The following is a 13,648-nucleotide window of genomic DNA, read 5'->3' as shown; positions in this document are numbered from 1 at the left end:
GCCGCCCCGCTACGGCCCTTGGACGCGTCCGACCGGGACCAAGGACTCAAGGTGCGGCGGTCCGGCACCGGTGTGAGAGTGGGGGCAGCCCGGTATCCGTCCGGAGGAGGAGTCATGGGCATCTTCGACAGGTTCCGCCACAAGACGCACGACACCGCCGGGCAGGACGCCACCGAGCGCGCCGCCCTGGCCCACGACGAGGCCGCCGACGCGTACAGCGACGAGGTCGAGCGGGCGCGGGGGACCCGCGAGTCGGAGCGGCTCTCCGCGCAGTCCGCGCAGGAGGAGGCCGACCGGCGCGCCGCCGAGAACATGACGGCCGAGGGCGACCCCTGGGACTGACCGGGCCGTGACCCCCGCGCCCCCCCCGGGTCCCGCGCCCGGGGGGATCAGCGCGTGCGCGGCGGCAGCGGCGGGCGCCGCAGGTCCGGCCGGGGCGTGGACTCCGGCGGGGGCGCCGCCGCGGGCAGGTCCTCCAGCAGATCCAGGGCGAGCTGGACGGCGGCGACCAGTTCGGGGTGGCGCCCGCGGGCCCAGTCCTGCGGGGTGCGCAGCACGTGCACGTCCGGTTCGACGCCGCGGTTCTCGATCGACCAGCCGAGGCCGCCGCCGAACCAGGAGGCGTTCTTCGGCACCGAGATCTGGGTGCCGTCGCCGAGGGTGTGCCGCCCGGTCATCCCGACCACCCCGCCCCAGGTCCGGTTGCCGATCACCGGGCCGAGGCCGAGCAGCTTGATCGCGGCGATGACCACGTCGCCGTCCGAGCTGGTCGCCTCGTCGGCAAGGGCCACCATCGGGCCGCGCAGCGCGTCCCGGGGCCAGCGGACCGGTTGGCGGTCCCGGCTGAAGTCCCAGGCGAGGACGTGCCGGGTGAGCTTCTCCAGCACCAGTTCGGAGACGTTGCCGCCGGCGTTGCCGCGCACGTCCAGCACCAGGGCGGGCTTGTCCAGCTCGCGGCGCAGGTCGCGGTTGAACTGGGCCCAGCCGGAGCCTCCGAGGTCCGGGATGTGCAGGTAGCCGCACCGGCCGTCGCTGAACTCCCGGACCAGGGAACGGCGTCTGGCCACCCAGTCCTGGTAGCGGATGGCCCGCTCGTCGGTCAGCGGGGTGACGGTGATCCGCCGCACCGGCCCGTCCGGGGCGCTGCGCAGCGCCAGCTCCACGGTGGTCCCGCCGGTGCCGGCCAGCAGCGGCAGCGGTCCGCGGACCGGGTCGACCGGGCGGCCGCCGACGGTCAGCAGCTCGTCGCCGTCCCGCACGCCCTGGGCGGCCAGCGGGGCCCGGGCGCGCGGGTCGGAGGACTCGCCGGGCAGCACCCGGCTGACCAGCCAGCGCCCGTCGGGGGAGCGGTGCGCGTTGGCGCCGAGCAGGCCGAGCGGCTGCTGGGCGAGCGAGGGCCCCTCGCCCCGCCGGGACGGCGTGACGTAGGCGTGCGAGGTGCCGAGCTCGCCGAGGAGTTCGCGCAGCAGGTCGGCGAAGTCGTCCGGGGAGCAGATCCGCTCCAGCAGCGGCTCGTACTGGGCGACCAGCGCCGGCCAGTCCAGGCCGGACATCCGCTCGTCCCAGAACTGGTCCCGGACGATCCGGGCCGCCTCGTGGTAGGCCTGGTGCCACTCGGCGGCCGGGTGCACGGTGTGGGTGATCCGGCGCAGGTCGACGGTGGTGCCGGCGGAGGGGGCCCCGACCGGGACGATCCGCAGGGATCCCGCCGAGTACACCGCGACCGAGCCGCCGTCGCCGGAGACCGCGTAGCCGTCCAGCTTGTCGACCAGGGTGCTCCGGGTGCCGCGGGCCAGGTCGAAGTACTCCAGGGAGGGGCGCCCCGAGGTGTCGTCGGGGCTGGCGAAGGTCTGGCCGAGGGTGCCGGAGATCGGCCAGCGCAGCCAGACCAGGCCGCCGCGCACCGCGTCGGTGGCCGAGTACTTGGAGGCGATCACCGGGAACTGCACCAGCCGTTCGCCGATGCCCTGCGGTTCGACCCGGACGGTGCCGTCGCCGCCGCCGTCCCCGCGCGGGGCGCCGTCCCCGGCGGGGGCGGCGAACGGGGACGGCGTGTCGGCGGTGAGCGGCACGAGGTAGGGGCGGCAGCCCACCGGGAAGGAGAGGTCGCCGGTGTGCACGTCGTGCACCGGGTCGAAGCCGCGCCAGGACAGGAAGGCCAGGTAGCGGCCGTCCCGGGTGAACACCGGCTGCTCGTCCTCGAACCGGCCGTCGGTGACCTCGGTGATCGGCGCGGGGGCGTCGGTCCGGGTGAGCCGGATCCGGCGCAGCGAGCGCCCGGCCACCGGTTGGGACCAGGCGAGCCAGAGCGAGTCGGGGGAGAACCGGGCGCTGGAGACCGGCCCGTAGCCGGACGCGGCGATCTCGCGGACGGCCCCGTCCGCGGCGGAGACCAGCAGCAGCCTCCCGTCCGAGGAGGTGGCCGCCAGGTGCGCGCCGTCGGGGGAGGCGGTGAGCTCCAGGACCCGCCCCAGCCGGCCGGCCGCGAGCACCCGGTGCCGGTGCCGGCCGGCGCCGTCGTGCCCCGGGTCCGGGGTCGCCGGGTCGCCGTGCCCGGGAGCGCCCTCGTGGCCGGGCAGCGGCACCACCTCGACGGCGTCGGCGCCCTCGGCGTCGGTGATCCAGGCGACCTCGCCGGTGTGCCCGAGCATGACCGGCAGCCGGGTCCGCACGCCCGGGGTGTCGGCGAGGGCGCGGGCCGGGCCGTCCTTGTGGGTGAGCCAGTACTGGCTGCCGCGGACGGTGATCACCCCGGCCCGGCCGCTCTGGTCGCAGGCCAGGTCCTTGACCTGGGAGGCGGCGCTGACCTGGTACGGGCGGCGGCCGGCGCGGGCGCCGCCGAGCGGGACGGCCAGCCGGCGGGGGGCGGGGGCGTCCAGGCCGTCCAGCAGCCAGAGGTCGCTGGCGTGCTGGTAGACGATCCTGGTGCCGTCGGTGGCGGCCTCGCGGGCGTAGTAGGAGGCGTGGTCGGTGTGCCGGCGCAGGTCGGTGCCGTCGGGGCGGCAGGAGTAGAGGTTGCCGATGCCCTCGTGGTCGGAGAGGAAGGCGATCCGGTCGCCGACGGGCATCGGTGAGGCGAGGTGGCCGGGGTGGCCGGCCAGGACCTGCTCGCCGTCGACCCAGAGCCGGCCGGTGGCCCCGCCGCGGTAGCGCTTCCAGGCGGCGGGTTCGTGCGGGGCGGCGCCGGTGAGCAGGACGGTGCGCCGGCGGCTCATCTGGGCGTCGCCGACCGGGCCCCAGGGCATCCGGCGGCCGGGGGAGCCGTCAGGCGGCAGGGCGTGCGCCCAGGTGTAGTGGCCGAACGGTTCGTGGTACGAGGTGACGGCCAGGACCTCGCCGTCGGGCAGCCAGCCGCGCACCCGGGTGTCCTGGCTGCCCCAGTAGCTGAGCCGGCGGGCGCCGCCGCCCTCGACGGGGGCGGTCCACACCTCGGGGGTGAGGCTGAGCCAGCTGGTCCAGGCGAGGGAGCGGCCGTCGGGGGAGAGGCGGGGGTGGCTGACCCGGGTGCGGTCGCAGCCGATCCGCCAGGCCCGGCCGGTGCCGCCGGCGCCGTCCAGCGGGGCGATCCACACGTCGTCCTCGGCGGTGAAGGCGAGCAGGTCGCCGTGCAGGTGCGGGTAGCGGAGGTAGCCGGGCGGGGTCACCCCTCCATCCTTCGACGGGGTGTCACACCCGGCAACCGGGGCGGTTCCCCCGCCGACACCCCCGTCGGCCCCCGGCGCCCCGCAGCCGGTCTGGACCATTGACACCGAAGCGTCGGATCCACTTCAGTGGTCTAGTCCAACTAGGGTGCCAGGCCGGGCCGTTCCCCCCACTGGCGCGTGCTCCGGCGTGCCCTCGGACGTCCCCCACGACCGTGTCACCGCAGGAGCCCCCATGCCCAGAAGCTCACCTCCGCGTCCCCGCGCCCTGATCGCCGCCGGCACCGCCTCCGCCGTCGCCGCCGCCACCCTGGTCGGCCTCACCCTGGGCCTGGCGCCCGCCGCCTCGGCCGGCGAGTTCCTGGTCAACGGCGGCTTCGAGTCCGGCTCGCTCGGCCCCTGGAGCTGCAGCGGCGGCACCGGCAGCGTCGTCACCGCCCCCGTGCACGGCGGCACCCGTGCGCTGGCCGGCGCCGCCACCGCGGGCGACACCGCGCAGTGCGCCCAGACCGTCGCCGTCGCCCCCGGCACCACCTACACGCTCAGCGCGTACGTCAACGGCTCGTACGTCTACCTGGGCGTCGACGGCGGCGGCCCCAGCACCTGGACCCCCGGCACCGGCGGCGGCTACCAGAAGCTCAGCCTCAGCTTCACCACCGGCGCCAACCAGACCAGCGCCACCGTCTACACCCACGGCTGGTACGGCCAGGGCACCTACTACGCGGACGACGTCTCGCTGGACGGCCCGGGCGCCCCCACGCCCACGCCCACGCCGACCGCGACCGCCTCGCCGACGGCCACCGCCTCGCCGACCGCGACCGCCAGCCCCACCGCCACGGCCTCGCCCACCGCGACGAGCAGCCCGACCGCCACCGGCACCCCGACCACCCCGCCCGCCGGCGGCCACACCCTGGTCGGCTACCTGCACGCCAGCTTCGCCAACGGCGCCGGCTACACCCGGATGGCCGACGTCCCGAACTCCTGGGACTTCATCGACCTCTCCTTCGGCGAGCCCACCTCCGTCACCTCCGGCGACATCCGCTTCAACCGCTGCTCCGCCGCCGACTGCCCGGGTGTGGAGTCCGACGCCGACTTCAAGGCCGCCATCGCCGCCAAGCGCGCCCAGGGCAAGAAGGTGCTGATCTCGATCGGCGGCCAGAACGGCCAGGTCCAGCTGACCACCGCCGCGGCCCGGGACACCTTCGTCAGCTCGGTCTCGGCGATCATCGACAAGTGGGGCCTGGACGGCCTCGACATCGACTTCGAGGGCCACTCGCTCTCCCTCAACACCGGCGACACCGACTTCAGGAACCCGACCACCCCGGTCATCGTCAACCTGATCTCGGCGCTGAGGACCCTGAAGGCCAAGTACGGCCAGGGCTTCGTGCTGACCATGGCGCCGGAGACGTTCTTCGTCCAACTCGGCTACCAGTACTACGGATCCGGCCCCTGGGGCGGTCAGGACCCGCGGGCCGGCGCCTACCTCCCGGTCATCCACGCGCTGCGCGACGACCTGACCCTGCTGCACGTCCAGGACTACAACTCCGGCTCCGTCATGGGCCTGGACAACCAGTACCACTCGATGGGCGGCGCGGACTTCCACGTCGCGATGACCGACCTGCTGCTCACCGGCTTCCCGGTGGCGGGCAACACCGCCAACGTGTTCCCGCCGCTGCCCGCCTCCAAGGTGGCCATCGGCATGCCCGCCACCACCAACGCCGGCAACGGCTACGTCGCCCCGGCCGAGGTGGACAAGGCCCTGGACTGCCTCACCCGGCTCGCCAACTGCGGCTCCTACGTGCCGCGTTCGGGCGCCCAGCCGAACCTGCGCGGGCTGATGACCTGGTCCGTCAACTGGGACCAGTTCGGCGGCCGGGAGTTCTCCAGGAACTTCGACGGGTACTTCCACCGCTGACCGGCCGCCCGGCCCCCGCGCCGTGCGGGGGCCGGGCGCCGCACCGGAGCGCGCGAACGCACGCGAACGGCGCCCGAACGGCACGCGAACGCGCCTGAACGGCCGTGACCGCACGTGAACCGCGCCGGAACGCACTTGAACCTGACACCGGTGTGAGGTTCGAGCATGGTCCCCATGGCGACCACACAGCTCCCGACCCCCGCGGCGCGCGGGCGGTCCCCGTTCCCGCTCCCGTCCCTGCTCGCACTGGCCACCGCCGTCTTCGTCACCGCGCTGACCGAGACCCTGCCCGCCGGCGTCCTGCCCGGAATGGGCGGGGCCCTCGGCGTCGGCGAGTCGGCGGCCGGGCAGACCGTCACCGTCTACGCACTCGGCACCGCCGCCACCGCGATCCCGCTGACCGCGGCCACCGCCGGCTGGAGCCGCAAGCGGCTGCTGCTCGGTGCGATGGCCGGCTTCGCCGTGGCCAACACGGTGACCGCGGCCTCCACGAACTACCCGCTCACCATCGCCGCCCGCTTCCTCGCCGGGGTCGCGGCCGGCCTCGCCTGGGCGTTGCTGGCCGGCTACGCCCGCCGCCTGGTGCCGGCCGGGCAGCAGGGCCGGGCCATGGCCGTCGCCATGGCGGGCGTGCCGGTGGCGCTCTCGCTGGGAGTACCGGTCGGCACCTTCCTCGGCCGGGTGCTGGCCTGGTGGGTGCCGTTCCTGGCCATGACGGCACTGGCGGTCGGCGTGATCGGCTGGATCGCGGCGGCCCTGCCGGACCAGCCCGGCCGGGCGGACGGCGACCGGACCCCGGTACGGCGTGCGCTCGCCCTGCCCGGAGTCCGGCCGGTGCTCGCCGTGACGGTGCTCCTCGTCCTCGCCCACACCGTCCTGTTCACCTTCGTCGCACCGTTCCTCGACCGGGCCGGCCTCGGGACCGCGACCGACTCGGTGCTGCTGGTCTTCGGGCTGGCCTCGCTGGTGGCGATCTGGTTCACCGGCGTGCACATCCACCGCCGGCTGCGGTGGCTGACCGCCGGCGGCGTCCTGCTGATCGCGGCGGCGGCGGCCCTGCTGGGCCTGTGGCCCGACGGCTCGCCGCTGGTCCACCTCGCGGCGCTGCTCTGGGGCCTGGGCTGGGGCGGCGCGCCGACCCTGCTGCAGACCGCCGCCGGCGACGCGGGCGGCGCGCAGGCGGACGCCGCCCAGGCCGCGCTGGTCACCCTGTGGAACGTCGCGATGGCGGGCGGCGGTGTGGCCGGCGGCCTGGTGCTGCGCCGGTTCGGCACCGGGGCGCTGCCGTGGACCGTCCTGCTCCTGCTGGTACCGGTCCTCGCGGTGGTGCTCGGCGCCCGGGCCCACGGCTTCCCGGCCCGGCGCACCTGACGCCCGGCCGGGAAGCCCCGGGGCCGACGGAGGACCCTAGAGCAGCAGCCCCTTCGCCAGCAGGTCCTCGACCATCCCGGCCGGCGCGGTCGCGGTGGAGCCCGTCGAGTAGGGCGGCTGCGGGTCGTACTCGATGACCAGCTGGATCGCCTCCGCGACGGAGTCCCCGGCGAGCCGGCCGGTCAGCGACAGCGCCAGGTCGATCCCGGCCGAGACCCCGGCCGCGGTGGCGTACTTGCCGTCGATCACGACCCGCTCGGCGGCCGCCGGCTCGGCGCCGTACCGGGGCAGCTGGTCCAGGCAGCACCAGTGCGAGGTGGCCCGGCGCCCGGTCAGCAGTCCGGCGGCGCCGAGCAGCAGGGAGCCCGAGCAGACCGAGGTCGTCCAGCGCGTGGTGGCGTCCACCGCGCGGACCCACTCCAGCAGGGCCGCGTCCGCGAGCCGCTCCTGCGTCCCGGGCCCGCCGGGGACGAGCAGCACGTCGGCCGCGTCCACCTCGTCCAGGGCGGCGTCGGCGGTGAGCGCCAGGCTCGCCATGTCGGTGCGCACCGGCCCGCGCCGGGCGGCGGTGAACACCACCTCGGCGCCCGGGATCCGGGACAGCACCTCGTAGGGGCCGACGGCGTCCAGGGCGGTGAACTGGTCGTACAGCAGGACGGCGATGCGCATCAGGTTCCTCCGGTTCGGTGGGTGGTGGGGCCGGGGTGGAAGCGGCGCCGGTACTCGGTGGGGGCGACGGCCAGGGCCCGGACGAAGGCGCGCCGCATCGCCTCCGGGGTGCCGTAGCCGCAGGAGCGGGCGACCTCCTCGATCCCGTCCGCGGTGTCCTCCAGCCGGCGCCGGGCCGCCTCCAGCCGCACGCGGTCCACGTACCGGCCGGGGGTGACCCCGACCTCGGCGGCGAAGGCGCGGGCGAAGTGCCGCGGGGACAGCGCCGAGCGGCGGGCCAGTGCCTCGACCGAGAGGTCGTCCTCCGGGTGTTCGGCGATCCAGCGCTGGACCTCGCGCAGCGGGTCGCGGGCCGCGACCTGGGCGGCCAGCTGGGTGCTGAACTGCGCCTGGTTGCCCGGCCGGCGCAGGAAGACCACCAGGTGACGGGCGATCAGCAGCGCGGCGTCGCGCCCGAGGTCCTCCTCGACCAGGGCGAGGGCCAGGTCGATCCCGGCGGTCACCCCGGCGGAGGTGGCCACCGGCCCGTCCCGGACGTGGATCGGCTCGGGGTCGACCCGGACGTCCGGGAAGCGCCGGGCCAGCGTGTCGCAGTACGCCCAGTGGGTGGTGGCCCGGCGGCCGGCCAGCAGTCCGGCCTCGGCGAGCAGGAACGCCCCGGTGCACACCGACGCCACCCGCTCGGCCCCCTCGGCCAGCTCCCGGATCCGCGCCACCAGTGCCGCCCGGCCCGGGTCGTCGGCCTCCGCCCCGCCGGGGACCAGCAGGGTGTCCGCCGGGCCGGCCCCGGCCAGGTCCGCGTCCGGCAGCAGCCGCAGGCCGCTACGGCTGCGCACCGGGGCGCCGCCGGGCGAGGCGGTGGTCAGCCGGTAGGCGCCGGGCCGCCCGGCGGCGGCGCCCGCCCCCGCGAACACCTCCAGGGGGCCGGTCACGTCCAGGCTCTGCACGCCGTCGTAGAGGACGACGAGCACGCTGCGTGCTCTCATGCGGCCAGCCTGTCAGCGGGCTCCGATGGCGGCAATGACCTGTTTCCCACCTTTCCTGCCACCGCGGGCGCCCGGCCGCGGCGGCAGGTGTGCCGGAGACGGAAGGGCCCCTGGACGGGGGAGCGGCGGAAGCCCCTGGACGGGGGAGCGGAGCCGGAAACGCCGGAAGGCCCCTCGCTCTCGCGAAGGGCCTTCCGGCTGTCTGTGCGCCGCCAGGGACTCGAACCCCGGACCCGCTGATTAAGAGTCAGCTGCTCTAACCAACTGAGCTAGCGGCGCCTGCTGACGTGGAGAACATTACCTGGTCAGCAGCCGAAACACACAATCGGCCCGGACGGGCTGCAGCCGGAGCGGCCGGCGCCCGGGCCGGGGTCGGCCGGCGGCCGTCAGGGGACCAGGACGACCTTGCCCCGGACGTGCCCGGTGCCGACCATCCGGTGCGCGTCCGCGGCGCGCTCCAGCGGGAAGGCCTCGGCCACCTCCAGCCGCAGGCCGCCGGCCTCCCAGAGCCCGACCAGCTCGGCCAGCCGGGCGGCGGTCCGCTCCGCCCGCAGCCCGCGCACCCCGAGCCGTTCGGCGCCCGGGTAGTCGACCACGGTGCCGATCCGCGCCCGGTCCGCGACCAGCTCGACCGAGGCCTCCAGCGCGCCCCGCCCGGCGGCGTCGAAGGCGGCGTCCACGCCCTGCGGCGCCACCGCCCGGACCCGCTCGACCAGCCCCTCGCCGTAGGCGACGGGAAGGGCGCCCAGCCCGCGCAGGTACGCGTGGTTGCGCTCGCCGGCCGTGCCGATCACGGTGGCGCCCCAGGCCCGGGCGAGCTGGACGGCGACGGTGCCGACCCCGCCGGACGCACCGTGCACCAGGACGGTGTCGCCGGGGCCGACGCCCAGCAGGCGGAGGGCCATGTGCGCGGTCTGGCCGGAGGCGGAGAGCGAGCCGGCCTGCTCCCAGGGCATCGCGGCGGGCTTGGCGACCAGCTGGCCGGTGTCCACGGTGACGAACTCGGCGTGGCAGTTCAGGAGCCGGAAGCCCAGGACCTCGTCGCCGACCTGCCAGCCGTGGCTGCCGGGGCCGAGCCGGTCGACCACCCCGGCGAACTCGTTGCCGAGGACGAACGGCGGCTCGATCCGCGCCCCGGGCGGGGAGAAGCCCTCGCGGACGGCGAGGTCGACCGGCTGGACCCCGGCCGCGCGGACCCGGACCCGCACCTCGCCCGGCCCGGGCAGCGGGTCGGGGGTCTCGGCCGCCCGCAGGACCTCCGGTCCGCCGAACCCGGGAACGGTGACTGCCTTCATGGGTGCTCCTGTCCTCTCGGTCGTGCGCGCGTGCCGCGGCGGGTCCGCGCCGGCGTGTCCGCGTCCGCGGGGGAGCGTCCGCCGCGGGCCGTGCCCCGATCCTCGAACCTGAAGCGCGCTTGAGGTCAAGCACCTCCCGGCGTGTCCCCAGGGATAGGCGCATTGTCAGATTTATCCTGGCGGCGCTCAGCCGTCCGCCGTCGAGAGGAACCTCCCCGTGGGTCAGCTGCCCCTGCTCTTCCTGGTGCTGCTCGCCTCCGTGGTGACCATGCCGCTGGCCCGCCGGACCGGGGTGCCGCAGCCGGTGCTGATGACCCTGCTCGGCATCGTCATGGCGCTCGTCCCGCAGATCCCGGACATCACCATCGAGCCCGAACTGATCCTGCCGCTGGTCCTGCCGCCGCTGATCTTCGCGGTCGCCCGGCGCTCCTCGGTCCGCTACTTCAAGGCCAACGTCCGCTCGATCCTGCTGCTCGCCGTCGCCCTGGTCGTGGTCACCACCGTCGCCGTGGCCGGCACCGTGCACTGGCTCCTGCCCGCGCTGCCGCTGGCCGCCGCGATCGCGGTCGGCGCGCTGGTCTCCCCGCCCGACCCGGTCGCCGCCGTCGCGGTGGCCGGCAGCGTCGGACTGCCCCGCCGCCTGGTGGCGATCCTGGAGAGCGAGGGCCTGTTCAACGACGTCACCGCGATCGTCATCTACTCGCTGGCCATCGACGCCGTGGTGAGCGACGACTTCTCGGCCGGCCACGCGATCCTGCGCTTCGTGCTCTCCGCGGTGCTCGCCGTGGTGGTCGGGATCGTCCTCGGCTGGGTGAACAGCAAGCTCGCCGAACTGCTGGACGACCCGACCCAGCAGGTCGCGCTCAACCTGCTGGTGCCCTTCGCCGCCTACACCATCGCCGAGGAGATCCACGGCTCCGGCGTCCTCGCCGTGGTGATCTGCGCGCTCTACCTCGCCGAGCGGGCCGCCGACGCCGACGCCGTCTCCTACCGGCTGGTCGGCAACGCCTTCTGGGAGGTCGTCGAGATCCTGATCACCGGCGTCGCCTTCGGTCTGATCGGGCTGGAGCTCGCCACCGTGCTCAAGGAGGCCGGCACCGGCTGGACCGGCATGCTCGGCGACGCCGGGGTGGTGATCGCCGTCGTCGTCCTGGTCCGGCTGCTCTGGCTGCTGCCGGCCGGCTGGGTCTCCCGACGGCTGCGCTCGGGCGAGGAGGAGGACACGCCGTTCAGCTGGCGGGAGAGCGTGGTGCTCTGGTGGTCCGGCATGCGCGGCGTGGCCACCGTCGCCCTGGCCCTCGCCATCCCGCTGACCGTGCACTCCGGCGCGGACTTCCCCGAGCGCGGCCGACTGGTCTTCATCGCCTTCAGCGTGGTGCTCTTCACCCTGCTGGTCCAGGGCCTGACCCTGCCCTGGCTGGCCAAGCGGCTGCAGCTGGACATCGACCAGGACCGCCACGAGCAGGCCGTCCGCCGGCTCTGGTGGCGGGCCGCCAAGGCCGGGCTGCTGCGGCTCGGCGAGCTGGAGGAGCAGGACCGGCTGCCCGCCGAGGTCGCCGACCGCCTGCGGGACCGTCAGCACGACCGGCTGGCCCGGCTCTGCCCGGAGAACTACGCGGAGGAGGAGGCCGCCGAGGCGAAGCTGCGGCTCTCCCAGTGGCGGGCTGCCCGGGAGGTCGAGCAGGAGATGATCGCCGCGTCCCGGCGCGAGATGCTGGTCGCCCGCAGCGAGGCGGGCACCGATCCGGAGCTGGTCGACCAGGTGCTGCGCGGGCTCGACCTGCGCTCCGAGAGGAAGTGACGCACCGTCGGTCCACCCCGCTGACACCTCCCCGTCACCGGGCGGCCGACCCGCCTCGGGACGTGACCGAACGGAATGTGCGCGGCCCCGCCGGACGTTGCATAGGCTGAGCCCGGGCAGGCCGTCAACGGAGTCGGCGCACCACCAGTACCCGCACGACCTCGCGAAACCCTCACCGCCTGGCCCTGCCGGTATCTGCACCCAGATGAATCGAGGAACCACCGATGTCGGAGACCCGCGCCGACGCCCGCACCCCGCTCGACCGGACCCCGCAGTGGGCGGCCCTCGGCAAGCACCGCGCCGAGCTGGGCGAGACGCACCTGCGCGAGCTGTTCGCCGCCGACCCGGAGCGCGGCCGCCGCTACACCCTCCAGGTCGGCGACCTGCACGTGGACTACGCCAAGCACCTGGTCACCGACGAGACGCTGGAGCTGCTGCGCGAGCTCGCCGCGGCCACCGGGGTCGCCGGGCTGCGGGACGCGATGTTCCGCGGCGAGAAGATCAACAACACCGAGCAGCGCGCCGTCCTGCACACCGCGCTGCGCGCCCCGCGCGGTGCCGTGGTCGAGGTCGACGGCGAGAACGTCGTGCCCGCCGTGCACGCCGTCCTGGACAAGATGGCCGCCTTCGCCGACCGGGTCCGCGGCGGCGAGTGGCGCGGCCACACCGGCAAGGCGATCCGCACCGTCGTCAACATCGGCATCGGCGGCTCCGACCTCGGCCCCGCGATGGCCTACGAGGTGCTCCGCTCCTACGCCGAGCGCGACCTGGACGTCCGCTTCGTCTCCAACGTGGACGGCGCCGACCTGCACGAGGCGGTGCGCGACCTCGACCCGGCCGAGACGCTGTTCATCGTCGCCTCGAAGACCTTCACCACCATCGAGACCATCACCAACGCGGTCTCCGCCCGGGACTGGCTGCTCGCCGGGCTGGGCGCCGGCACCGAGGCCGTGGCCAAGCACTTCGTCGCGCTGTCCACCAACGCGCAGGGCGTGCACGACTTCGGCATCGACACCGCCAACATGTTCGAGTTCTGGGACTGGGTCGGCGGCCGCTACTCCTACGACTCGGCGATCGGCCTCTCGCTGATGATCGCCATCGGCCCGGACGCCTTCCGCGAGATGCTGGACGGCTTCCACCTGGTCGACGAGCACTTCCGCACCGCCCCGCCGGAGCAGAACGTCCCGCTGCTGCTCGGCCTGCTGGGCGTCTGGTACGGCGCGTTCTTCGACGCCCAGGCGCACGCCGTGCTGCCGTACTCGCACTACCTCTCCAAGTTCACCGCCTACCTGCAGCAGCTGGACATGGAGTCCAACGGCAAGTCGGTGACCAGGGACGGCACGCCGGTGAACTGGCAGACCGGGCCGGTGGTCTGGGGCACCCCCGGCACCAACGGGCAGCACGCCTACTACCAGCTGCTGCACCAGGGCACCAAGGTGATCCCGGCCGACTTCATCGGCTTCGCCCGGCCCGTCGCCGACCTGCTCCCGGGCCTGGTCGCCCAGCACGACCTGCTGCTGGCCAACTTCTTCGCGCAGACCCAGGCGCTGGCCTTCGGCCGGACCCCGGAGGAGGTCGCGGCCGAGGGCGTGCCCGCCGAGCTCGTCCCGCACAAGACGTTCCGGGGCAACCACCCGACCACCACCATCCTGGCCGCCGAGCTGACCCCCTCGGTGCTCGGCCAGCTGGTCGCGCTCTACGAGCACAAGGTGTTCGTCCAGGGCGCGATCTGGAACATCGACTCCTTCGACCAGTGGGGCGTCGAGCTGGGCAAGGTGCTGGCCAAGCGGATCGAACCCGTGCTGCTCACCGGCGAGGGCGCCGACCAGCTGGACGGCTCCACCGCGGAGCTGGTGGCACGCTACCGCGCACTGCGCGGCCGCTGAGCCCCGGCCGGGCCGTCCGCTCCCGCGGGCGGCCCGCCGCCCGGGCGCTCCCGGGCCCCGCACGCGGAAACGCCGAAGGGCCCC

General features: G+C 75.1%; 9 protein-coding genes and 1 tRNA gene. 5 read left to right on the top strand and 5 right to left on the bottom strand.

Going from position 1 to position 13,648, the window contains the following annotated elements; genetic code table 11:
* The first annotated feature begins 114 nt into the window (after positions 1-114).
* On the top strand, positions 115-342 hold the full coding sequence (locus tag ACIRS1_RS17645; RefSeq protein WP_360209329.1) for a hypothetical protein: 228 nt from the start codon (positions 115-117) through the stop codon (positions 340-342).
* A 47-nt stretch (positions 343-389) separates the two neighbouring features.
* On the opposite strand, the gene ACIRS1_RS17640 is transcribed toward ACIRS1_RS17645, so the two are convergent.
* On the bottom strand, positions 390-3,644 hold the full coding sequence (locus ACIRS1_RS17640; RefSeq protein WP_402840560.1) for a S41 family peptidase: 3,255 nt from the start codon (positions 3,642-3,644) through the stop codon (positions 390-392).
* Positions 3,645-3,876: 232 nt separating this feature from the next.
* On the opposite strand from ACIRS1_RS17640, the gene ACIRS1_RS17635 reads away from it, so the two are divergent.
* The gene (locus ACIRS1_RS17635; RefSeq protein ID WP_402840558.1) at positions 3,877-5,556 is read left to right on the top strand and encodes a chitinase; all 1,680 of its coding nucleotides are present in this window, start codon (positions 3,877-3,879) and stop codon (positions 5,554-5,556) included.
* Positions 5,557-5,730: 174 nt separating this feature from the next.
* Positions 5,731-6,927 carry an MFS transporter gene (locus tag ACIRS1_RS17630; protein ID WP_402840556.1) on the top strand — a complete coding sequence of 399 codons (1,197 nt, stop codon included), beginning with the start codon at positions 5,731-5,733 and terminating at the stop codon, positions 6,925-6,927.
* Between the two features lie 36 nt (positions 6,928-6,963).
* Here ACIRS1_RS17630 and ACIRS1_RS17625 read toward each other — a convergent pair whose 3' ends face one another.
* The 4 genes from ACIRS1_RS17625 to ACIRS1_RS17610 form a co-directional block, all read right to left on the bottom strand.
* A complete protein-coding gene (locus tag ACIRS1_RS17625; RefSeq protein WP_360209320.1) occupies positions 6,964-7,596 on the bottom strand; it encodes a DJ-1/PfpI family protein in 633 nt (210 codons plus the stop codon).
* On the bottom strand, positions 7,596-8,582 hold the full coding sequence (locus ACIRS1_RS17620; RefSeq protein ID WP_360209317.1) for a GlxA family transcriptional regulator: 987 nt from the start codon (positions 8,580-8,582) through the stop codon (positions 7,596-7,598). Before ACIRS1_RS17620 ends, ACIRS1_RS17625 begins: the two co-directional genes overlap by 1 nt.
* Before the next feature lie 205 nt (positions 8,583-8,787).
* Positions 8,788-8,861: transfer RNA gene (locus ACIRS1_RS17615), tRNA-Lys, on the bottom strand.
* 107 nt (positions 8,862-8,968) lie between these two features.
* The gene (locus ACIRS1_RS17610; protein ID WP_402840551.1) at positions 8,969-9,877 is read right to left on the bottom strand and encodes an NADP-dependent oxidoreductase; all 909 of its coding nucleotides are present in this window, start codon (positions 9,875-9,877) and stop codon (positions 8,969-8,971) included.
* A 217-nt stretch (positions 9,878-10,094) separates the two neighbouring features.
* Here ACIRS1_RS17610 and ACIRS1_RS17605 point away from each other — a divergent pair, with 217 nt between their 5' ends.
* Together ACIRS1_RS17605 and pgi are read left to right on the top strand one after the other, a co-directional pair.
* Positions 10,095-11,678: a Na+/H+ antiporter gene (locus ACIRS1_RS17605; protein ID WP_387901364.1), complete on the top strand. Its 1,584-nt coding sequence runs from the start codon at positions 10,095-10,097 to the stop codon at positions 11,676-11,678.
* Between the two features lie 224 nt (positions 11,679-11,902).
* Positions 11,903-13,564 (top strand): glucose-6-phosphate isomerase, encoded by a 1,662-nt coding sequence (pgi, locus tag ACIRS1_RS17600; protein WP_402840548.1) that lies wholly within the window; start codon positions 11,903-11,905, stop codon positions 13,562-13,564.
* Positions 13,565-13,648: the final 84 nt, after the last annotated feature.

The sequence above is a fragment of the Kitasatospora sp. NPDC101176 genome, assembly GCF_044768035.1.
GTDB lineage: Bacteria > Actinomycetota > Actinomycetes > Streptomycetales > Streptomycetaceae > Kitasatospora.
Note: the sequence above shows the minus strand (reverse complement) of the source record. Positions and strands in the feature narration are given on the sequence as shown.

Bases quoted from the DNA above. Each gene is read 5' to 3' on its own strand.
- ACIRS1_RS17645 (WP_360209329.1), top strand. From the start codon at position 115: ATGGGCATCTTCGACAGGTTCCGCCACAAGACGCACGACACCGCCGGG.
- ACIRS1_RS17635 (WP_402840558.1), top strand. From the start codon at position 3,877: ATGCCCAGAAGCTCACCTCCGCGTCCCCGCGCCCTGATCGCCGCCGGC.
- ACIRS1_RS17630 (WP_402840556.1), top strand. From the start codon at position 5,731: ATGGCGACCACACAGCTCCCGACCCCCGCGGCGCGCGGGCGGTCCCCG.
- ACIRS1_RS17625 (WP_360209320.1), bottom strand. From the start codon at position 7,596: ATGCGCATCGCCGTCCTGCTGTACGACCAGTTCACCGCCCTGGACGCC.
- ACIRS1_RS17620 (WP_360209317.1), bottom strand. From the start codon at position 8,582: ATGAGAGCACGCAGCGTGCTCGTCGTCCTCTACGACGGCGTGCAGAGC.
- ACIRS1_RS17610 (WP_402840551.1), bottom strand. From the start codon at position 9,877: ATGAAGGCAGTCACCGTTCCCGGGTTCGGCGGACCGGAGGTCCTGCGG.
- pgi (WP_402840548.1), top strand. From the start codon at position 11,903: ATGTCGGAGACCCGCGCCGACGCCCGCACCCCGCTCGACCGGACCCCG.